Source organism: Anabaena sp. PCC 7108 (assembly GCF_000332135.1).
Taxonomy (GTDB): Bacteria; Cyanobacteriota; Cyanobacteriia; order Cyanobacteriales; family Nostocaceae; genus Anabaena.
This window is the reverse complement of record NZ_KB235896.1, coordinates 3,466,471-3,487,055: the sequence shown is the minus strand read 5'-3', so window position 1 is coordinate 3,487,055 and position 20,585 is coordinate 3,466,471. Positions and strand designations below refer to the sequence as shown.

Annotated in this window: 18 protein-coding genes and 1 tRNA gene; 8 read left to right on the top strand and 11 right to left on the bottom strand. The window is 38.2% G+C overall.

What is annotated here, in order from left to right:
• Positions 1 to 932 precede the first annotated feature (932 nt).
• From alaS to ANA7108_RS0116445, 3 genes are all read left to right on the top strand, one after another.
• Complete coding sequence (alaS, locus tag ANA7108_RS0116465) at positions 933 to 3,575, top strand: alanine--tRNA ligase (protein ID WP_016951901.1); 2,643 nt, start codon at positions 933 to 935, stop codon at positions 3,573 to 3,575.
• Between the two features lie 196 nt (positions 3,576 to 3,771).
• Positions 3,772 to 4,254, top strand: a complete 483-nt coding sequence (locus tag ANA7108_RS0116460; RefSeq protein WP_016951900.1) for a hypothetical protein — start codon at positions 3,772 to 3,774, stop codon at positions 4,252 to 4,254.
• Between the two features lie 775 nt (positions 4,255 to 5,029).
• Entirely contained in the window at positions 5,030 to 5,290 is a 261-nt protein-coding gene (locus ANA7108_RS0116445; protein WP_016951898.1) for a hypothetical protein, read from the top strand.
• Positions 5,291 to 5,550: 260 nt separating this feature from the next.
• Here the strand turns inward: ANA7108_RS0116445 and ANA7108_RS0116440 are convergent, their stop codons facing one another.
• Together ANA7108_RS0116440 and ANA7108_RS0116435 are read right to left on the bottom strand one after the other, a co-directional pair.
• Positions 5,551 to 5,727 (bottom strand): hypothetical protein, encoded by a 177-nt coding sequence (locus tag ANA7108_RS0116440; RefSeq protein ID WP_016951897.1) that lies wholly within the window; start codon positions 5,725 to 5,727, stop codon positions 5,551 to 5,553.
• A 361-nt stretch (positions 5,728 to 6,088) separates the two neighbouring features.
• Positions 6,089 to 6,991 carry a 1-aminocyclopropane-1-carboxylate deaminase/D-cysteine desulfhydrase gene (locus ANA7108_RS0116435; protein ID WP_026104240.1) on the bottom strand — a complete coding sequence of 301 codons (903 nt, stop codon included), beginning with the start codon at positions 6,989 to 6,991 and terminating at the stop codon, positions 6,089 to 6,091.
• A gap of 69 nt (positions 6,992 to 7,060) precedes the next feature.
• Between ANA7108_RS0116435 and ANA7108_RS0116430 the strand changes: the two genes are divergently transcribed.
• Positions 7,061 to 7,627 (top strand): pyridoxamine 5'-phosphate oxidase family protein, encoded by a 567-nt coding sequence (locus tag ANA7108_RS0116430; protein WP_016951895.1) that lies wholly within the window; start codon positions 7,061 to 7,063, stop codon positions 7,625 to 7,627.
• 102 nt (positions 7,628 to 7,729) lie between these two features.
• On the opposite strand, the gene ANA7108_RS0116425 is transcribed toward ANA7108_RS0116430, so the two are convergent.
• Positions 7,730 to 8,383 carry a glutathione S-transferase family protein gene (locus tag ANA7108_RS0116425; protein WP_016951894.1) on the bottom strand — a complete coding sequence of 218 codons (654 nt, stop codon included), beginning with the start codon at positions 8,381 to 8,383 and terminating at the stop codon, positions 7,730 to 7,732.
• A 125-nt stretch (positions 8,384 to 8,508) separates the two neighbouring features.
• Here ANA7108_RS0116425 and ANA7108_RS0116420 point away from each other — a divergent pair, with 125 nt between their 5' ends.
• The 3 genes from ANA7108_RS0116420 (at position 8,509) to rnhA (ending at position 10,486) form a co-directional block, all read left to right on the top strand.
• A complete protein-coding gene (locus ANA7108_RS0116420; RefSeq protein ID WP_016951893.1) occupies positions 8,509 to 8,934 on the top strand; it encodes a GNAT family N-acetyltransferase in 426 nt (141 codons plus the stop codon).
• Between the two features lie 4 nt (positions 8,935 to 8,938).
• Positions 8,939 to 9,403: a cupin domain-containing protein gene (locus ANA7108_RS0116415; protein WP_016951892.1), complete on the top strand. Its 465-nt coding sequence runs from the start codon at positions 8,939 to 8,941 to the stop codon at positions 9,401 to 9,403.
• Positions 9,404 to 9,577: 174 nt separating this feature from the next.
• Complete coding sequence (rnhA, locus tag ANA7108_RS0116410; protein WP_016951891.1) at positions 9,578 to 10,486, top strand: ribonuclease HI; 909 nt, start codon at positions 9,578 to 9,580, stop codon at positions 10,484 to 10,486.
• 10 nt (positions 10,487 to 10,496) lie between these two features.
• On the opposite strand, the gene ANA7108_RS0116405 is transcribed toward rnhA, so the two are convergent.
• The 3 genes from ANA7108_RS0116405 to cruF form a co-directional block, all read right to left on the bottom strand.
• Positions 10,497 to 12,332, bottom strand: coding sequence for an EAL domain-containing response regulator (locus ANA7108_RS0116405; RefSeq protein ID WP_016951890.1), 1,836 nt, complete (start codon positions 12,330 to 12,332; stop codon positions 10,497 to 10,499).
• A 193-nt stretch (positions 12,333 to 12,525) separates the two neighbouring features.
• The gene (gene cruG / locus ANA7108_RS0116400; RefSeq protein WP_016951889.1) at positions 12,526 to 13,713 is read right to left on the bottom strand and encodes a 2'-O-glycosyltransferase CruG; all 1,188 of its coding nucleotides are present in this window, start codon (positions 13,711 to 13,713) and stop codon (positions 12,526 to 12,528) included.
• A 303-nt stretch (positions 13,714 to 14,016) separates the two neighbouring features.
• Complete coding sequence (gene cruF, locus ANA7108_RS0116395; RefSeq protein ID WP_026104238.1) at positions 14,017 to 14,919, bottom strand: gamma-carotene 1'-hydroxylase CruF; 903 nt, start codon at positions 14,917 to 14,919, stop codon at positions 14,017 to 14,019.
• A 347-nt stretch (positions 14,920 to 15,266) separates the two neighbouring features.
• Between cruF and ANA7108_RS0116390 the strand changes: the two genes are divergently transcribed.
• Positions 15,267 to 15,692, top strand: a complete 426-nt coding sequence (locus ANA7108_RS0116390; RefSeq protein WP_016951887.1) for a hypothetical protein — start codon at positions 15,267 to 15,269, stop codon at positions 15,690 to 15,692.
• A gap of 420 nt (positions 15,693 to 16,112) precedes the next feature.
• Here ANA7108_RS0116390 and rpmA read toward each other — a convergent pair whose 3' ends face one another.
• The 5 genes from rpmA to pdhA all read right to left on the bottom strand — a co-directional run bounded on the left by rpmA (position 16,113) and on the right by pdhA (position 19,692).
• Positions 16,113 to 16,391, bottom strand: coding sequence for a 50S ribosomal protein L27 (rpmA, locus tag ANA7108_RS0116385; RefSeq protein WP_016951886.1), 279 nt, complete (start codon positions 16,389 to 16,391; stop codon positions 16,113 to 16,115).
• Between the two features lie 31 nt (positions 16,392 to 16,422).
• Entirely contained in the window at positions 16,423 to 16,830 is a 408-nt protein-coding gene (gene rplU, locus ANA7108_RS0116380; protein WP_016951885.1) for a 50S ribosomal protein L21, read from the bottom strand.
• Positions 16,831 to 17,555: 725 nt separating this feature from the next.
• Positions 17,556 to 17,627: transfer RNA gene (locus tag ANA7108_RS0116375), tRNA-Lys, on the bottom strand.
• A 62-nt stretch (positions 17,628 to 17,689) separates the two neighbouring features.
• Positions 17,690 to 18,559: an aldose 1-epimerase gene (locus ANA7108_RS0116370; RefSeq protein ID WP_016951884.1), complete on the bottom strand. Its 870-nt coding sequence runs from the start codon at positions 18,557 to 18,559 to the stop codon at positions 17,690 to 17,692.
• Between the two features lie 95 nt (positions 18,560 to 18,654).
• Positions 18,655 to 19,692 (bottom strand): pyruvate dehydrogenase (acetyl-transferring) E1 component subunit alpha, encoded by a 1,038-nt coding sequence (pdhA, locus tag ANA7108_RS0116365; RefSeq protein WP_016951883.1) that lies wholly within the window; start codon positions 19,690 to 19,692, stop codon positions 18,655 to 18,657.
• Positions 19,693 to 20,585 lie beyond the last annotated feature (893 nt).

The following is a 20,585-nucleotide window of genomic DNA, read 5'->3' as shown; positions in this document are numbered from 1 at the left end:
TGTGTTGCATAAATGCGGGATGTAGTGGCGGTTAAAACCATTGAAAATTGGAACAAAGATATATTTTCATAATCTAAGTTATATTAACTCACGTCTTGCACCAATAAAAGTTGATCTAGAATTGATCTAGTTCCTTTATAGAGCCAAGTTTCAAAATCCTTGATTTAGCGATAAAAACCCATGAAAATAAGGTAGCTTTATCGCGCATTTTTACAGACTTTACGTGTTGATTCTTAATGTGCCAGATATGAGTTAACAGAATATTGAGGACTGTAAAAAAACAAGTTTTTTATTCCCAGTGGACTTAATAAATGTGTTCTCAAAACAAATTAACTATTGAATTATGTCAACAGTCGTCATCTAAAATCTAAAATGAATATGTTATGAAAGTTTTACCATGAGTTCTTTATTTGTATCTTTACTTGTATCTCTATTTCGGTTTTTCACAAGTATTTCTTAAGAATTCCATGTTATGGCTACAGACAGGGCGGTTAGGATACCAAAAGACTTTTCAGACTGTCAGCTGCTATATTAAGTAGGTAGGAAAGAATATTTGTCATGAGACATCAGGTAATGGTGTGGGTAAAAGCCCCTTGATACTTGATTTTTGCAGAAAAATTTTTACTTCATTTGCTTACAGTCTGCTGTATATAGAATAACAAATTTTTGTAAAGTTACTGTAATACTTGTCATGAAAACTAAGGGGCGTTGCTGATTTTGGGGATGAAAACAATTTTGCATACATTCAAAACCCTTGTAGAGACGTTCCATGGGTAGGGATTCTCCGCTCTACACTTAACAAACATCACGCACTTATGCAACGCCAACTAAGGAATAAGTAACAGCTAAGAATTTTACTCATCACTAATTACCAATTAGCAGCCTAAACTAGATAACTAGCAACTTAAATTCTTATTTTTTTGTAACCTCTCATGTCTTCAACTCCCCAGTATCTTAGCGGTAACGATATTCGCACTTTATTCCTCGACTTCTACACTCAACGGGGACACCAACCGCTTCCTAGTGCTTCCCTGGTTCCAGAAGATCCCACTGTACTGCTAACTATTGCAGGTATGTTACCATTTAAGCCTATCTTCTTGGGACAACGGACACCGGAATTCAAACGCGCTACGACATCACAGAAATGTATTCGTACCAATGATATCGAAAATGTGGGACGAACTCAACGCCACCATACATTTTTCGAGATGTTGGGGAATTTTAGCTTTGGTGATTATTTTAAGGCACAAGCGATCGCTTGGGGTTGGGAATTATCCACTCAAGTCTTTGGTTTCTCTCCTCAAAATCTCGTTGTCAGCGTCTTTGAAGACGACGACGAAGCTTTTACCATCTGGCGCGAGAATATTGGTGTAACAGAAAAACGCATCAAGCGCATGGGTGCAGATGATAACTTCTGGGTATCAGGAATCACTGGACCATGTGGACCATGTTCGGAAATTTATTATGATTTTCACCCAGAACGCGGTGAAGATAATATTGATTTAGAAGATGATACCCGATTTATCGAGTTTTATAACTTGGTATTCATGCAATATAATCGGGATGCTTCAGGAAATTTAACCCCGTTGCAAAACAAGAATATTGACACGGGAATGGGTTTGGAAAGAATGGCGCAAATCCTGCAAAAGAAGCCGAATAATTATGAAACAGATTTGATTTTCCCGATTATTGAAACAGCAGCAAAAATTGCCAAAATTGATTATTACAAAAGTGATGAAAATACCAAAGTTTCTTTAAAGGTAATTGGTGATCATGTCCGTTCTGTAGTTCACATGATTGCTGATGAAATTCGCGCTTCTAATGTGGGAAGAGGTTATGTTTTACGGCGTTTGATTCGTCGCGTTGTCAGACATGGGAGATTAATTGGTATTACTGGAGAATTTATTAACCAAGTTGCAGAAACCGCAATTTCTCTTTCTGAATCAATTTATCCAAATTTGCGACAAAGAGAAACTGCAATTAAAGCTGAATTGCAAAGAGAAGAAGTTAATTTTCTCAAAACTTTAGATAGAGGAGAAAAGCTGTTATCAGAAATTATCCAAACCGTAAAACAAAAAGGACAAACTTCTATTAGTGGTGAAAGTGCGTTTACTCTATATGATACCTACGGCTTCCCATTGGAATTAACCCAAGAAGTCGCAGAAGAAAATAACATCACTGTTGATGTTGATGGTTTCAATACAGAAATGCAAAAACAGGTGGAACGTGCGAAAGCTGCACACGAAACTATTGATTTAACTGTTCAAGGTTCTTTAGATAAACTTGCAGAACATATCCATTCCACAGAATTTATCGGTTATACCCAATTAACAACAACTGCAAAAATCGAAGTTTTGTTAGTTGCTGGTGTTTCTGAAGAAGCAGCAGAAGCAGGAACAGAAGTGCAAATTGTTTTAGATAAAACTCCATTTTATGCTGAGTCTGGGGGACAAATTGGTGATAAAGGATATATTGCCGGTGATGGTGTTTTAGTCAGAATTGAAGATGTGAAAAAAGAATCTGATTTCTTTATTCACTTCGGACGCATTGAAAGAGGAACAATTAGAGTTGGTGATGAAATTACCGCACAAATAGATCGGGGTTGTCGTCGTCGCGCTCAAGCTAATCATACAGCAACTCATTTATTACAAGCTGCATTAAAGAAAGTTGTTGATGAAGGAATTTCTCAAGCGGGTTCTTTGGTTTCTTTCGACAGATTACGGTTTGATTTTAACTGTCCTCGCGCTTTAACTGCGGATGAAGTTCAACAAATTGAAGAGTTAGTAAATAGTTGGATTTCCGAAGCACATTCTGTAAAAATCGAAGTATTACCCTTAGCAGAAGCAAAAGCCAAAGGTGCAGTTGCGATGTTTGGGGAAAAGTACGGTGATGATGTGCGCGTGATTGATTTCCCTGGTGTGTCAATGGAACTGTGCGGGGGAACTCACGTTAGTAATACTGCGGAAATTGGCGTTTTCAAGATTATTTCTGAAGCGGGAGTTGCTTCTGGGGTGAGAAGAATAGAAGCGGTTTCTGGTGCGGCGATCTTGGATTATTTAAATGTGCGTGATAAAGTGGTTAAAGATTTGAGCGATCGCTTTAAAGTCAAACCCGAAGAAATACCCGACAGAATCACAACTCTACAAACTGAACTTCGCAACAACGAAAAAGAAATTCAAAGTCTGAAATCACAAATAGCCATAGTCAAATCTGACAGCTTATTACAAACTGCGGAAACAATTGGAGAACATAAAATTATTGTTTCTCAACTGGAAGATGTTGACGCAGAATCATTAAAAGCTGCTGCGGAAAGATTGCTGCAAAAAATCGGTAATGGTGCGGTGGTTTTAGGTTCAGTTCCTGAAGCAGGAAAAGTGAGTATCGTTGCAGCATTTAGTTCTGAAGTTAATAAGAAAGGTGTCCAAGCTGGAAAATTTGTTGGTAATGTAGCTAAGATTTGTGGAGGTGGTGGTGGTGGAAAACCCAATTTAGCCCAAGCTGGGGGACGTGACGAAACCAAATTACCGCAAGCTTTGGAAACAGCAAAAAATGAGTTGTTAGCAGCGTTGAAATAGGAGTTTGTGGGGTAGGTATCTTGCCTACCCAAATTTTTGCATTGATTAATATATTTTTAATATTAGGCTTTTTGCTAGTAAATATTTGCAGTTTAAGATATTTTCTGTAACAGTCTAAACTGTCCTTGTGTTTTTTCCTTAGTAATGATAACATCCCAGAGTGAAATCATGTTTTAATAGACAAGAAGGAAAATTTATGTCTGACATCAAAAAACTTGGTCAATCTTGGATATTTAATTGGTTTTTTGGCTTTAGTGAGATCCCTACAGATGAAGATTGTTGCATTTATATGAAATCAGTTTTATGTTGCGCTAAGGGAGATGGAGTTCTCTCAAGGGAAGAAAAAGATTGGGCTATTGGATTCTGTGCATCCTGGGGAGTAGCAGACTGGGTAATTGAAGAGCTAAAAGCATACGAAGCCGATGAAGACATAGAAGAGGTAATTGCTCGCTCTCCTCAAGTATCTATCGCACAAAGAGATTTACTTCTCACAGCAATTAGAGCTTCTGCTGCTGATGGAGAAATTCATGAACAGGAAAAGAAAAAAATTCTACAAATGGCTTCTATTATAGGGGTAAAAGGAGAGATAGTAGAGCAGTTAGAGCAACTGCACAAAGAAGAATTAGCATTACGGCAAAAGCGTATTAACCTCCTATATCCGGAGAAAAGCCCTTATTAATAACCTACAGGTAAGTAACTATATTCAACTCCAACGCTAAACAATTCAAAATTTACTTATCTGCTTCTTAAAAATTTAAGAAAATTTAGAAGTAATAACTTTGAATTAAAGCAAAATGTATGGGGTGGCAATTTTGGGTGTTGTATAAATATGGCATCTGTCAATTCAAAGGTAGCGTCTTTAGCTCTACATAGATGTTTGTAGGCTGCTTGACGGAATTCTTCTAATCTGGCACGTTTCATATTGGCGAGTCAGAGTTAGCCCGGATTTCTCTCAGTTTCTGTCAAAAGGGAGACTGTATTCAATCAGACTCCTTTTTTTTCTTGAATATAACCAATTTAGTCTAAACTCCCCTTCAGTACTCTTTCATAAATCTACCGCCAATTCATGCAAATTTTTATTAATTAACAAATTTTTAAAATATATCCCCAGCTTTTTTAATAAGTCAGGGATATAAAAATACATACATATTGAAAAGTAAGTAAAAATCAAGATTCCTGCTCAGGAGGACGATTTTGCAAAATATCAAGAATGCGCCGATTTTCAGTTTGTAAACCCCGCACACCCATAGCTTAAATCTAGCCTCCATTCCCTACCAAATCTTGTTATCAAATATTTATGATAAAGTAGATATTAACACAGAAGAATAAAAAACTCCCAACTCAATCTTCCTCTTTGCGCTACGCCAGTTGCTACAACACGGGAAACCCGCGCAACGCACTGGCTCCTCTGCGTGAGACTATAATAATTACAAGTACCAAAGGAGTCAATACAAATGAGCCGTATCAATCCTTACACCTTACAATTACAAATTACCAGAATGTTTGAACAAGGGCAATCATTCTTTGCCATCACCAAAGTACAAGAATGGTTGCAAGAACGTCAACATAACCCCGCAGACTACGACATTATATTCCACAAAAAACCTGCACCTCCCGGTTCCAAAGAAGTGATGGTAATAGAAATAGAATTAAAACGCAAAGATGGACAACCTGTAGATCCTTGGTTACAAGAACAAGCCAACCTTCATGCTTAAGATTACCAAAAAGAAATTGAGATATCTTTTGTGTAGTGAAAAAAAGCAGTTCACTCCCTCTTTACCAAACAAAAAAGAAGTAAATAAACTTTCCTTTCAAAGTAGTAAGACTGAATAAAAGAAAAGTTAGTAGTAAGGGCTTTAGCCCTATCAAACCTAGCAAAAGAGCGATAAATCGCTCACTACGACCAAAATTTTATCTGACATTTAATTCTGTCTACCTACTTAAGTTATCGCTATTATCGCCATTGCACAACAGCTTAATTTGCTGCTAGGTGAGTAGCTACTTCTTCTAATGTTTTAACCAAGTTTTCTAAAGTATAGATATGTTGAACTTGTTGGCTAGAATTATTGGTATTGGTAGAAACTTGAGTTGATTCTGGAGTCGCACTACTATTGCTTTGCATCCCTTTTAATCCCTGAGTAGCTAAGATCATTTATGCCTAGTTAGTAATATATAGCGTATCCTGATAAAAATACTTAAGTACGGAGATTTTTCATATACTCTTTAAAATGTAACCAAAGTTCTTCATTCTTACTTGACATCAGGTTGTATAGTCATCGACACACAACACAATTACTCGCATTTAAGTAGGTACACACAGTTAAATATAAGACGGGTGGGCAGGATAAGTCCTCTTTTTACAAGTCAGTAAAAACTCTGCGTCACTTTGCGTTTACCTCAGCGAACCTCTGCGTTTAAAAGTAAAGTTTCCAACCGTTTTTAGTATATCTTCAGTACTTTCTCTTTTTTGTTGAATGATGCGATAAATGAATTTATCAAACTTTTGTACTGCCTTATCCGAGATTACCCTGTAACCCACCTGTATGTACTAAAAGCAAAGATTCCGAATTAAAAAAGCCTTTTGTTATTAAATCCATAACTCCATAAAACATTTTTCCTGTATATACATAATCTAAAGGTATGTCATATTGTTGTTGAAAATTTTGACAAAATAGCCTTAATTCATTATTTACCTTAGCGTAACCACCAAAATGATAATTACAAATTAATTCCCAAGGTGAGGGACAATTAACAGGTGCAGGTAATCCAGAATCCAGATAATTTATTAATGAATTTTTGATATCTTCATTGAGAAAATCACCACCTTTTAATATAGGAAATCCCAGCACTTTTTGTTGTTGACTTAATGATAGTGTCATACCTGCCAGTGTTGTTCCTGTACCGCAAGCTAGACAGATAGTATTAAATTCTTTAACCGTTTCTAATATCTCTATACAACCACGCATACCATTTAAGTTACAACCACCTTCAGGAATAATGAATACTTCTCCAAATTGCTGTTTTAATTGGTTTTGTAATTCATCTGTATGACGTTCTTTATATGTACGACGATCAATATATACTAATTCCATTCCCTGTGCTAATGCAAATTGTAAAGTAGGATTTAGAGGGATATTTTCTTCTCCACGAATTATGCCAATCGTGCGGAAACCAAATATTTTACCTGCGGCTGCGGTAGCATAAATATGGTTAGAATAAGCACCACCAAAAGTAAGGATGGTTGAGAAATTTTTCTCTTTAGCTTCCGCCAGGTTATACTTCAGCTTAAACCATTTATTACCGTTAATTTGGGGATGCATGAGATCCAGACGCAAAATAGATAACTTAACACCTGCATTAGCTACTATTTCACTATTAATTCTTTGAATAGGTGGAGGCAAAAAAATTGACGACATATCAAGTAAAAGTTAAACTTTAATGGAATATAATAAAATCAAAAAACTGCTAAAACTATCACATCAGTTATGTCTAAACTTTTTGATTGTATTACTGAAGAACTGCAAAACTTTATTGCAGCCCAAAAGCTATTTTTTGTAGGTTCTGCACCTTTGAGTTCTACCGGTCATGTTAACCTTTCTCCCAAGGGTTTAGAAAGTTTTCGCATTCTCTCTCCGCACCGAGTCGGTTATTTGGATGTCACAGGTAGTGGTAACGAAACATCGGCTCATTTGCAGGAAAATGGACGAATAACCTTTATGTTTTGTGCTTTTCAAGAACCTGCTTGTATTCTCCGTCTTTATGGTCAGGGAAAAACAATCTTACCAGATTCTCCGGAATGGAATTCTCTCTATTCTCTATTTTATCCTGTTCCTGGAACTCGACAAATTATTGTTGCAAATATTGAACGTGTACAAACTTCTTGTGGTTTTGGTGTGCCGCTGTATGAATATCAAGGACAAAGAGAAACTTTAGTTAAATGGGCTAGTAAAAAAGGAGAAGAGGGAATTAAAGAATATCAACAGCAGAAAAATATTATGAGTATCGATGGTTTATCAACGCCATTGAGTAAAATGCAGCATTTGGTTGATTAATCAAATATGATTCTGCTTCAAAAACTGCATTTTAAAACTGTGCAAATGGTAAATCAGTCGGCAGCATCTCATAAAATTAGATTTTAGTGAATTGTGAAATAGCTAAAACTCGAACTTGGAGATTACTTCTGTCTCACTTTTGGCTGCTGTGATCCATTCTTGTATTGCAGGTAATGATAAAATAGCTTCTACATAATTCCTGGAAACTGAATCTATCTGTACATCATAGGTGACAAATCTCAATGCAACTGGAGCAAACATGGCATCAGCAATAGTAAAATTACCAAACAAAAAATCACCACCCACGCTAAATTTTTGCCGACATTCTTGCCAAATATCGGTGATGCGATCAATGTCTTGTTGAACACCAGATACTAAACCTTTACCAGGGTATTTAGTACAGCAGTTCATCGACATATTTTGACGCAAAGTTTGAAAACCAGAGTGCATTTCTGCACTGATAGAACGAGCTAATGTTCTGGTGGATTTATCCTCTGGCCAGCAGTGTAAATGGGGAAATGTTTCCGCTAGATATTCACAAATAGCTAAAGAATCCCACACAGTTATATTATTGTGCAACAATACAGGTACTTTTCCAGATGGAGAATATTGCTGAAGTTGTGATAAAGAATCTGACGTATAGAGAGGAACGCGAATTTCTTGAAATGGCAAGTTAAAGTGCTTCATCACCAGCCAAGGACGCAGTGACCAAGATGAATAATTTTTATTACCAATTACTAAAGTTAGTTGCGTCATATCACTAGATTTTATAGAATTGTTTGATTAATATAAATTGTATATTATATTGATACAAATTGCACATTTAATAATTAGATTAATACTAAAATTATTGTAAAAATTAAATTGATTCAAAATTAACCATGAATTACAAAGTCGTTAACCAGTTAACTGAAACCCAAATTTATCAACTTGTGGAATTATATAAAAATGAATTTTGGAGTAAAGACCGGACTTATGAGCGAGTACTCAAGATGTTAAAGGCATCAGATATAATAATTGCTTTGGTAGGTGATGACGAAGAATTAATTGGTTTTTGTCGCGTTCTAACTGATTTTGTTTATCGAGGTACTCTTTATGACGTAATTATTAAATCTAACTATAGAGAAATGGGTTTTGGTGCTAAATTGTTAGATGAAGTAATTAATCATCCACAGTTGAAAAAAGTTGAAAATATTGCCCTTTATTGTTTAGCAGAAATGATTCCTTTTTATGAAAGATGGGGTTTCCAATATGATGTAGATGGACTTAAATTAATGCGACGTTATAACCCATTATTTGCGGAATAGGATCATGATTATTAATCCAGACAATGTACCTCGTCGAACTACTTCTGTTTATCCAGATGTATTTAAATCTCGAATTGTAGGACGAGTCAAACAAGCTTTAGGAAATGCAGCCGGACTAAAAAATTTTGGTGTTAACTTAGTCACTCTGACTCCAGGAAGCTGTTCAGCATTAAGACATTGGCATACTCAACAAGATGAGTTTATTTATATTATTCAAGGAGAAGCAACTTTAATTACTAATGCAGGTGAGCAAATTCTCACAGCGGGAATGATGGCAGGTTTCCCAGCAGGAGAAGAAAATGGACATCAACTTTTGAATAAATCTCAAGCAATCGTAATTTATTTGGAAGTTGGAGATAGAAGCCCTGGAGAAGAAGTGTACTATCCAGATGATGATTTAATTGCTAAATCTAGTGATGATGGAGGATGGATTTTCACACATAAGAATGGTAATTTGTATGATATTTAAACCTAAACATAAGCCATAAAAATGTGAATAGGAAGTAATTTTAGCCGCAGCTATAAAAATTTTAACGAAAGTTGAAAAAGCTGATTATTAACTATAATAACTTGAATATTATTGACCAAAACTTGTCACTAATTACTTTTTGTCTCGTGTCCTTTGCAGTTTAATACTTCCACTATGTCCACTCAACGTATAATTCAAAGCATATATACAGATGGTGCTTGCACTGGCAACCCCGGTCCCGGTGGTTGGGCTGTTGTTGTCTATTTCAATGATGGGTCAATTCATGAAATGGGCGATGCCTCACGCCATACCACCAATAATAAAATGGAAATGCAAGCTGCGATCGCAGCCCTACAATATCTAGAAGCATCTGGACAAAATGAACCCATCACCCTCTACACCGATAGCGAATATTTGATTAACTGCGTGACCAAATGGGTGAAAGGCTGGAAAAAGAAAGGCTGGAAAAAGTCGGATGGGAACCCAGTCCAAAACCAAGACCTTTTAGAAATCCTCGATGAACTTAACAGCCGACTTGTAAAATGGCAGCACGTGCGCGGACATTCTGGTAATATAGGTAACGAACGCTGTGATGTGATTGCTCGCTCCTTTGCCAGCAGCAAAATTCCATCTCTTCAACAATTATCGCCGGGAAATACTTCCCAAACCTTACCTAATACAAGTGAAGTAAATGTAGTAAAAGAATCTGATTCTACAAGAAACTCTACAATAATCCCCGAAAACATCCCAGAAAGCATTACTTTTCCATTAGAAATAACTACTATGGAACCATCTACAACGTCAGCCACAACCACAAACGACGAAAAACTACCTGAGATGAGGGTTTTGCAACTCCGCAATTTAGTGGAAACTTTGCATATCGCTGACGAAATTTCTGAAAAAGGCTACTTAATCACTAGTTCTGAACTAGCAGACCTCATGGATGTCCACGCCAGTGCTGTCACCAGTCGAGGAGACCAGTGGCGTTGGCGGAACTGGATAGTTTCACGGGTAAGAAGAGAAGGTAATCAAATTCTCTGGGAATTAGAAAGAGGTGATCAAGTAGAAACTGACACCGACTGAATATAAATCATTACCATTGGGGTGTAGACGCAAGCAGATCCACAACTGACTTGGCTGCTAACGGTTTAGAAAAAAAATAACCCTGACCAAAATCACACCCCAAATTTCGCAGTTTCTTTAGCTGAACGGGGTTTTTTATCCCTTCAGCTATTGCTCTCAACTCACTCGTATGAGCAAGGTTAATGATAGTAGAAATTAAAGCTATATTCTTGGGGTTTTGCTCTAAGTTACGGATAAAATATTGATCAATCTTGAGGATATTTACCGGAAGTCTATGCAAGTAGCTTAAAGAAGAGTATCCCGTTCCAAAATCATCAATAGATAATTCAATTTTAGATTCTCGCAGTTGTTGCAAAATTACGGCTGTTGCTTGAATATCCTCCATAATAGCACTTTCCGTAATTTCCAGCTTCAAGTTTTGTGGATTTAACTGAATGTCGCACCAAGCTCGATTAATTGTTTCTAGTAAGTTGGGATGAGAAAATAATTTAACTGAAAGATTAACGCTAATTGAAATCTCTTCACCAATAACTTTTTGTTCTTGCCAGTTACGTAGTTGGCGGCAAGCTGTTTGTAATACCCACGTATCTATAGCAGCAATTAAGCCCGTTTCCTCTGCTACGGGAATAAATTCAGCCGGAGAAACTAGACCATGGGTCGGATGCTGCCAGCGTACAAGTGCTTCAAATCCGCTAATTTTACCTGTAGTTAAAGAAACTATTGGCTGATAATAAACAATAAATTCTTGTAGTTCAATTGCTCTATTTAAATCATTTTCCAACTGCAAAAGTTTAAGAGCTTTCTGATACATACTATAAGTAAATACACAATATCTAGACTTGCCTTGTGATTTAGCTTTATACATTGCAGTGTCAGCATCTCGCAGCAATTCTTGAGGTTTGTTATAGTTACTATTACTGAAAACAATTCCAATACTAGCAGTAATGAAAACTTCAGTTCTAGATAATTGAAAAGGTGCTGAAATGGCTTTTAAAATTTTATCTGCTACTAGTTTTACATAGCTAATATCTGCAATTTTATCTAAAAAAATAGCAAATTCATCACCACCTAATCTAGCTAAAATGTCCGTATCTTTCATCAAATTTTGCAGTCTATTACCAATCGCAATTAGTAATTCATCTCCTATTAAATGTCCAAGAGAATCATTGATAACTTTAAAGCGATCGCAATCTAAAAATAACACAGCAAAGTGATAATTAGATTCAATCTTAGTTAGTTTTAGTGCTTCATCTAGCCGTTCCATTAACAAAGTTCGATTGGCTAAATTAGTGAGCGGATCATGTAACGCTCTATACAATAGTTTTTCTTCTAATTGCTTGCGTTCCCATAGTTCTCGCTTGAGGTCTTGATTAGCTATTTCTAGCTGTAATGTCCGCTCTTTAACTTTTCGTTCCAATTCAATATTTAAGCTTAAAATTTTTTGTTCGGCTGCTTTTAATGCCAATTGATTTTCCACCCGAATTAAAACTTCTTCAGCTTGAAATGGCTTGGTAATATAGTCAACACCACCAACTTCAAAAGCTTTTATTTTATCTAAAATATCATCTATAGCGCTTAAAAAAATTACTGGAACCTTACTAGTTGCTTGATTAGCTTTCAGTAGCCGACAAACATTATATCCATCCATTTCCGGCATCATAATATCCAGTAAAATTAAATCTGGCAAGAGATTCTTACACGCTGTTAGAGCCATTGTTCCATCTAATGCTTTGCGAACAGAATAGCCCTTTTTAGTGAGGATGGTATCTAAGAAACGTAAATTATCTAGAGTATCATCAACTATCAGAATATCTTTTTGATAATATCTATTTTGGGAGGTAGTCATCATTTCTTCATAGATGCCTGCGCGTAGCACTCAGCAGTTTCCCCTAGGAGGGAAGAAAGTTTAAGTAGGGTGGCGTTAAAAATTGTTTTTGAGATAAGGCAGGAGCAGTGGGAGAAAGGGTTTTAGCCTTTTTTACTTTTCTTTACACAGTTTGGTTTGATGATGCTTACCTACTTATTTTTGCCAAGCTGTACTAGCAACTTGGTGGGGTATCATACTTTCTTCCGCGCCACTCTCGTGGAGTGCGAAAAGCAGATAAGAAGATTCGCAGCACAGCTAAGGGATCAGCCCAGGGTGAAAGCCAGAATAACCAGCTACCCTGAGCATTTTTGCGATCATAGGAAGGAGCGATCGCTAATAATAAAGCAAAGCGAATCATTAATAAAAATATATTTAGTCCCAATAACAGGTGCAGAGGGAGCAGGGGCGGCAGTGGGAGCAAGGGGAGAAAACCAAGTAAGATCAATATTGGCAAACCTTGAACCGCTGACAGCAGCCATAAATCTCCCCAAATCTGAGCGCGGGAAGAAGCATCCTTCAAATCAAGACTGCGTCCCCACTCTTTCCAAGTTTCCATTGCTCCCTCATACATCCGCACCTTCAGCACTTTTGCTCCATCTAAAAAGCCCACCTTAAAGCCTTGAGTGGCAATATGTCGCGCCAAAGTCACATCATCACAAAAAGAACCCTTTGCACTGCTATAACCACTTACAGCCGCTAGAACCGAGCGCCGACACAAAAAACACTGACCATTAGCCATTACCCTTTCTGGTTGCTCTGTATAAATGCCAGTGGGATCGAATCTATATAGGAGCGTCATCAGTAAAGCTGGTTGTAACCAGCATTCTCCTGGATACTTGAGAATAAATTGCGGCGAAAGAGAAACCAAATCATAGCCTTCGGCTTGGGCTGTTTTCACCAAACTCGCTACCAAGCCAGGATGGGGCTGGATATCCGCATCCATTCCCAAAAACCACTCACTTTTCTCAGCACTAAATAAAAAGCCATTATGTAACGCCCAAGGACGACCCACCCAACCAGAAGGTAAAGGATCATCTGTCATCAGGCGAAAACGGGGATCTTTTTGCTGTGCAGCTTTTACTAAGTCGGGAGTTCCATCTTGGGACTTGCTATCAACTACAATAATTTCTCGGACTTCGTAGCTTTGCCGACTTAACCCAGCTAACAGAGGGCTGATCCGCATTGCTTCATTGAGTGTGGGAACAACGACACTTACACTACCTAACAGTTCCACTGTTGGTTGTTCAGGTTCAATGGGAGGGTATCGTCTTGGTCCTTTCAGCAGACGTGAAAGTAGAATCGCCGCTGCTGGTACTTGTATAAGTAGTAACAGGAGGGAAATAGCGCTTTGTATAATCAAAATTCTGAGTAGTTGCTCTGGATAACTATAAATTACTTAATCTTCCCACAATTTATGTCAACTAGTACCGCAGAGGGAAATTAAAAATAATTTGTAATTTATCATGCCTCTTACAGAGGAGCTACCCTAACGTAATTGGTCATAGTGCCGACCGTCCCCCTAGAGATACTTCATTAAGCTTTGTAACGGATATTTAGACTTTGGTCAACATACTTGCCGATACATGAAAATGTCTGATTTAAATTTTAAATTTTAAATTTTGAATCTTTCAATCCAAAATTCAAAATCTAAAATTCTGTCAGCTTACTTGAAAGCGACTTTAACGCTGGCAACGGAAACTTCCTTGGTGGTGGCTTCAACAGCAGCAGATGCACTTGGACCTCTTAACCACAGTGCCACAGCAGGAGCAACACCAAGTGCCACGCCTAGCAATACAGGAATGGAGAAACCAGCAGCCAAACTCATAACTGTGGCAAAACCAAAGTTAGCCAAATATACAACCAAAGGAATATTGAGTTGCGATCGCTCTAACTTCAGAGGGTTGTTTCTCCATAACAGTGCCGCTACAGTCATGAACAAGGAACCTGTACCCATCCAACCAGCAAAGTTTTGGTAAGGCATTCCAAAGAAAGCCCCTGGTTGTTGCCAATACCAGAAGGGAAGAGAAGTTTGGCTCATGGCTGGGTCAAGTACAAAATCCCAAGAAGTCAGCAATAAAGCTCCGAGTGCGATCGCACTCAGATGACGTAATAAGCTCGGTTTTTTGTCTACTTCTAAACCAACACGCGCTAACAGGTAGGACACACATCCCACATAAAACCAGGACAAGGGAATTGTGAATGGTACTAAACCCGCAATTTTATAACCCAATCCACTCAGGTAGCTGTAGTGACCAAAAGGAAAGCCTGTGCTAGTTCCCAGTAATTCGCTGGTCAAAGAAATTCCGAGTGATGGGATCAGAAATCCCAAGGTGCGACCTAAACCCAAGGTCCGGTAAGCATACAAGAAAACACCTACTGCACCCAAAATCATATAAGCTACGCCACCACCAGCCATACTCCACTGCATGACTGTCTGTCCAACCTCAGATAAATTCAAAATTACTTCGGCATTAGGAACAACTAGTAATATCCCTACTAGTCCAAATACCATAGACACGATGTGTCCAATCAGGCATACGCGCTCAACGATAGCAAGTTTTTTCATGATTAGTCCTTAACCTTAATAAAATGTGACACGCGGCTACTCGACTGCTAATAGTTTACAAATGTTTAAGATCATAATTTAACTAATTTTTACAAAAAAAATCCGGGAAGGTTGATAGTTTGCTCATGAAATTAGTTGATAACAGCATAAGCGCTGATTGATTGGGTCGGTAAAAACATAATGTTAAACTTAGAGTTTAAGGGAAGATATTCAAAAAATAAATACAACCCCAGACTTTTTTGAACATCCCCAGGATTTTCAGCCTGCTATTCTATAAAATAAAACCTTTAGTGGTGTTACATAATTTTGGCAATAATATCTGCACCCGGTACGGGGAATACCAATATATGTTAATTTTAAAACAAGTTCCTTGGTTTTCTCTATCACTAGTACTACTGAGTTACAGTACTTTGGGCTGGGTAATATCCGCAACAAAAGCACCTTGGTTTGTGTGGTTAATCGTTATCAGTGCTATCTTAGTCTTACTAGTTAGCTTAACTACTCCTTGGTCAAAACTAACAGAGTATTACAACACCTTGTTTCAATCCAATGCGAGATCCTTTGGTGTAGCTGTTTTAGCAGCTTTATTGTTCTTCATTATGATCGCCTGGTTTCGGATATTTCTTGATACTTTACTTATGCTTTCCGCAACTATCTTAGTCAAGATCGACTTTCAAGCCGCCGGTTTTCAGGAAAGTATAGCTTTTTGGTTAACCTGTATCTTTTCTCTGACAGGTTTATCCTTAGGTGTCCTGTTTGACAGGTTAATTTAAATCCTCAGTCAGTAGGAAATTCAAAAACAAATAACTATTTAGGCATCAACCGAATTCAAATATACAAAGGTGTGGTTCGACAAGCTCACCAACCACGTCAGACACGATATTTTCACAAAAAACAGATTTCCTCTATCTGACACACCCTACTCCATAAGATATTCTCAAAGCCGAAAACGACGCAATTTCGTTCAATCATATCATGGCAGGTTTGTACAGTGCGTAAGTCCTATATACATAACCTAGAAACCTTGTAGAAACTTTCTATAGTTAGGAATTCTCGGTTTTAAATTCTTTTTTACTCCTATATCTAAGAACAACTGATACCAAGTTCGGATTAACACTTATCATCCTATCTAAGGCAAATACACGTATAGTTTTGAAGTATAAGTAATTAAGCGAACTTGATATAAATAATATTTAACTTGCTACTGCTTCAGCAGCAACAGCTGGATAAACACTAATTTTTTTGCGGGTTTTGCCATTTCTTTCAAAGGTAACTACACCATCAACTAAAGCAAACAAGGTATCATCACTGCCAATACCAACGTTGTTACCAGGATGAAATTTTGTACCACGTTGACGCACCAGAATATTTCCTGCACGTACAACTTGACCACCAAAACGCTTTACGCCCAGACGTTGAGCATTAGAATCGCGTCCGTTACGCGTACTACCTGTACCTTTCTTATGAGCCATGATTTCCCCTTATGTATTTACTTGTTGTTTATTATTCAGCAGCAGTTTCTTCAACGGGAGTGCTATCAACCACATTAGGATTTTCAAGTGTAGTTGGGGCTTCTTCATAAGCCAACACCTCACCATTGAGGTTGATAGAGTTAATTAAAAATCTGGTAATTTCCTGCCGATGTCCCCGTTTTTTACGGGTTTTCTTTTTCGGCTTCATTTTGTAAACCAGGACTTTACGACCTCTAAAGTGTCGCATCACCGTCCCTTCTACAGTCGCACCAGCCACTAGTGGCTGCCCAATAGAGACTCCACTCTCGTGCTGTACCAGTAATACTGCGTCTATTGTCACTTTTTCGTCTGGTTCGGCAGTCAGCAGTTCAATGTCATAGAATCGACCTGCCTCGACTTTTATTTGTTTGCCACCAGTTTCAATAATTGCGTAAGTCATGAAATTGTCCTTGAAGTTGCCGTACAGGTAGCTGGCTTTTATCTCCTGTAGAGACACGATTTATAGCTTTTGCCAGCTTTTGCAGTATGTCTACCTGATCCGAGCAGGAATTAGACAGACAATCCAAAATTATAATTTATTCATTGTCTTTAAGTCAACAAAATAATGCAAAGACGTGGACGAGGAGGGAATTTGTCCCAAAAGGGTCTGAGTCACCCACCAAATATGCCTTCCCGCGTGTCTTTGTGACCTTCTGAGCCGATTGAAAATTTGGTCTGAGAAAATTGGAGTTGATTCCCGGAATAGTGATTCTTGTTCGTGTAGTTAGTTCAGACACAGACAGAACTAAACTAAATCGATCTGGGCAGCAGTTAGAGTTGCTCAGATTTTTTACTTTTTTGCCTTAAAACAAGATCCCCCTAGCTGCTTTTTACTCCAAGCTAGGGGGATCACATATTTGGTAGTCTATAAATCTTTCGGTATAAGGCGTTGAATAAAATATATAACATTTATTTCCTTTTGCCTAGTCTTACGATTATAATTTACAGAATTTTTATATTTTCTTCATTAATTGCCGACAGAACGGGGTGACGCGTACAGTCTTTTTGATTAGCAATTAGACGGGCTTAAATATCATGCAAAATCATGCAAAAATGGATTAATAACAAAAACGCTCGCCTCAACTTTTATCTTCAAAGTCTCAGCGAGCGTCTTTTACTTAAAAATGGGTCGCCCGGGATTTGAACCCGGAACAAATCGGTTAAAAGCCGAGTGCTCTACCGTTGAGCTAGCGACCCTTTTGCTGCAATTTGCAACTTTCCCAATATACCATCAACAACTATGGTTTTGTCAAGGGGTTTTAGAAAAAATTTCCCGTTAACCCGAAAGAAGCAGTACAACTAGCTCCAGGTGCTAACACAGTCAAGTTTTCACCAGTATTGAAAGCGTTACGGGTGGCACTCCAAGGCTCTAAACAGTAGAATTCTTTGCCCTTCACCGTCCAGAAAACCAGCCAGGTAGAGAAATCATCATAATCTAACGTCAGCTTTAACCTGCGGCTATTATCTGTCACAGATGCAGTTTTACTAGTTAGCCCTCCAAAAGCAAAGTCAATTTCATCTTGGTTAAAGTCAAATTTGCCGTTAAAGGCGTGGAATTCTTTGGTTTTATTGTCTTGATATTGTCCAGAGGGAATTTCCACCTCTAGCTGATTTTTATCACCACAGAGAAAATAGGGATGGAAACCAGCCGAAAATGGCATTGGTGTCGATGACAAATTTTTATATTCCTGACGCACTACCAAGGTATTACCCTGTAATTCGTAAGTGAACGCCAGTTCAAAGTCAAAAGGATAAACTGCCTTGGTTTCCTCATTACTCTTGAGGACAACAGTCAGACTAGCTTTACCATCAGTTTTTTGATCACGTACTTCCCAAGGCAATTCACGAGCAAAACCGTGTTGTTTGATAGTATACTCTTTACCGCTAACGGTATAAGTATTATCTGGTAAATTACCACAAAGAGGAAACAAAATCGGATTTCCTCCTCTGACGCTCAAATCAGGATGGGTAAAGCGTTCAGCATCTAAATAAAAGACTTCTTGACCTTGAATACGCCAACGGGTAATGATACCACCACGTTCTGGGACTACTTCTATTTGTGTACCAGCACTATCATCAGAAAGGATGTAAGTTTTGTATTGTTGTTCTTGAATGTCAATGGTAAACATGATTTTTGGTGATTGGTGATTGGTGATTGGTGATTGGTGATTGGTGATTGGTAAAATTTACCTCTGTCACCTGTCACCTGTCACCTGTTCCCTAGTTACTCGTCTTCAGCAAAAATGAAGCGATATAACTCGCTTGGGTCTGGTTCGGGGCTGCTTTCGGCAAATTTCACAGCTTCGTCGATGATATCCTGAATTTTCTTCTCAATGGCTTTTAATTCTGATTCATCTGCTAGATTTTTATCCAGCAAATAAGCAGCTAATTTTTTAATGGGGTCACGGGCAAACCAGAATTCTTTTTCGGCTTTGCTGCGGAGTTCGTCTGGGTCGGCGAGGGAATGACCACGGAAGCGATAGGTCATAGCTTCGATTAAAGTTGGACCTTCACCAGCACGAGCGCGGGCTACGGCTTCTTGAGCCACTTGTCGCACTGCTAAAACATCCATGCCGTCTACTTCTACGCCCACCATGTTAAAAACACTGGCTTTTTTGTAAATTTCTGGCTGGGAAGTGGCGCGGTCGTGAGCCATACCAATCGCCCATTTATTATTTTCTACCACAAACAGGATTGGCAGTTTCCATAAAGCTGCCATATTCAATGTTTCAAAAAATTGACCGTTGTTAGAAGCACCGTCACCAAAGAAACAAGCTGTTACTTGGTCAGCGTTGTTGTCTCCTAAGACTTCTCGGCGGTATTTGCTTTGAAAAGCTGCTCCGGCTGCAACGGGAATACCTTCAGCTACGAACGCATAGCCACCTAATAAACGATGTTCAGCAGAAAACATATGCATAGAACCACCGCGCCCTTTGCTGCAACCAGTGGCTTTACCAAATAATTCCGCCATTACCTCTTTTGCTGGAACTCCGGCGCTTAAAGCATGAACGTGGTCGCGGTAGGTGCTGGAAACGTAGTCTTCACCCGGTCGCATTGCTCCTCTGATAATACCGCTGGCCACAGCTTCTTGACCGTTGTACAGGTGGACAAAACCAAACATTTTGCCTCTGTAATACATTTCGGCACATTTATCTTCAAAGAAGCGACCTAATGTCATGTCTTCGTATAAAGCCAAGCCTTCTTCTTTAGTAATCTGGACTGTGGCAGCATCAAATGGGGGTAAAGTGCGTTCTTGAAGCATTATTGTCAAATATTCCTGTCGTACAAATGATAGCTACGGTTTTTAATCTAAGTTCGTCTTACAGCAGATTGTAGGTTGCAAGAAGTACAAAATGTCTACTAAAAATCAGGTATCAGAGGGATTTTATGGCTGACCCTTGAATTCTCCTGTATATTACTTCAGCAATGAATCAGCTAACGTTGACGAGAGTCAACATCTAACAATCAAATCTTAATTTATGCACTAAAACAATGCCCTAGGGAATGGGTAAGTTGTAATTTTTCCATTTTTAATTTTTATGACCTATTCTTGCTTCTCAAGGCAAAAATATCTGTTTTTGGTTTTTGCTACTTATGTTCTGCATTCATTATTAAGGTAGCAATGCCGATAGCTGGCTTTCTGCATAACTATTAACAGTTTGAGCGAATTTAGATAAAATTACGCAAAAATACTTATATTTGAGCAGAGAGTTGTCATTAAAGTCTAACTATGATATGGTTTATTTCCTAGTTATTAAAATAAACCAATGCTGGGGTGTGTTAATATCACACCTTAACTGGAAAAGCTCTGTCAGGGATTACAGTTAGTACCATTTGAAGCATGATGCCGACAGATGGAATGATGAAAGCAACTATTAGTAGTCTTTTAAAATCCAAAATCTCAAATCTCAAGTCCAAAATGGTATAAATGTAAAGTCTGTGCTACTACCAAAAGCGGTAGTTGTCTTTGCAGGCGTTGGGGGGTAAAAATGGTGTATTTATTTTGGTTGCAGCAAACTACTAAGGATAAAAATAGAAGGCTAGGACTCACTGGGCAATTGCATACAGCATCATGCTGAGTGAGATATCTTCGGTGGGCTACACCAAAGCCCAAAAGAAATTCTGAGGATATGAATTAATTCTCCGAAAGAAAGA

What these genes read in the sequence shown, in the direction of transcription:
- cruF (WP_026104238.1), bottom strand. Translation starts at nt 14,919, where the DNA reads ATGAAAAAACTTGCTATCGTTGAGCGCGTATGCCTGATTGGACACATC.
- pdhA (WP_016951883.1), bottom strand. Translation starts at nt 19,692, where the DNA reads ATGCTTCAAGAACGCACTTTACCCCCATTTGATGCTGCCACAGTCCAG.
- rplU (WP_016951885.1), bottom strand. Translation starts at nt 16,830, where the DNA reads ATGACTTACGCAATTATTGAAACTGGTGGCAAACAAATAAAAGTCGAG.
- rnhA (WP_016951891.1), top strand. Translation starts at nt 9,578, where the DNA reads ATGTCCACTCAACGTATAATTCAAAGCATATATACAGATGGTGCTTGC.
- ANA7108_RS0116430 (WP_016951895.1), top strand. Translation starts at nt 7,061, where the DNA reads ATGTCTAAACTTTTTGATTGTATTACTGAAGAACTGCAAAACTTTATT.
- ANA7108_RS0116370 (WP_016951884.1), bottom strand. Translation starts at nt 18,559, where the DNA reads ATGTTTACCATTGACATTCAAGAACAACAATACAAAACTTACATCCTT.
- ANA7108_RS0116440 (WP_016951897.1), bottom strand. Translation starts at nt 5,727, where the DNA reads ATGATCTTAGCTACTCAGGGATTAAAAGGGATGCAAAGCAATAGTAGT.
- ANA7108_RS0116445 (WP_016951898.1), top strand. Translation starts at nt 5,030, where the DNA reads ATGAGCCGTATCAATCCTTACACCTTACAATTACAAATTACCAGAATG.
- ANA7108_RS0116420 (WP_016951893.1), top strand. Translation starts at nt 8,509, where the DNA reads ATGAATTACAAAGTCGTTAACCAGTTAACTGAAACCCAAATTTATCAA.
- rpmA (WP_016951886.1), bottom strand. Translation starts at nt 16,391, where the DNA reads ATGGCTCATAAGAAAGGTACAGGTAGTACGCGTAACGGACGCGATTCT.
- ANA7108_RS0116415 (WP_016951892.1), top strand. Translation starts at nt 8,939, where the DNA reads ATGATTATTAATCCAGACAATGTACCTCGTCGAACTACTTCTGTTTAT.
- ANA7108_RS0116435 (WP_026104240.1), bottom strand. Translation starts at nt 6,991, where the DNA reads ATGTCGTCAATTTTTTTGCCTCCACCTATTCAAAGAATTAATAGTGAA.
- alaS (WP_016951901.1), top strand. Translation starts at nt 933, where the DNA reads ATGTCTTCAACTCCCCAGTATCTTAGCGGTAACGATATTCGCACTTTA.
- ANA7108_RS0116390 (WP_016951887.1), top strand. Translation starts at nt 15,267, where the DNA reads ATGTTAATTTTAAAACAAGTTCCTTGGTTTTCTCTATCACTAGTACTA.
- ANA7108_RS0116405 (WP_016951890.1), bottom strand. Translation starts at nt 12,332, where the DNA reads ATGACTACCTCCCAAAATAGATATTATCAAAAAGATATTCTGATAGTT.
- ANA7108_RS0116425 (WP_016951894.1), bottom strand. Translation starts at nt 8,383, where the DNA reads ATGACGCAACTAACTTTAGTAATTGGTAATAAAAATTATTCATCTTGG.
- ANA7108_RS0116460 (WP_016951900.1), top strand. Translation starts at nt 3,772, where the DNA reads ATGTCTGACATCAAAAAACTTGGTCAATCTTGGATATTTAATTGGTTT.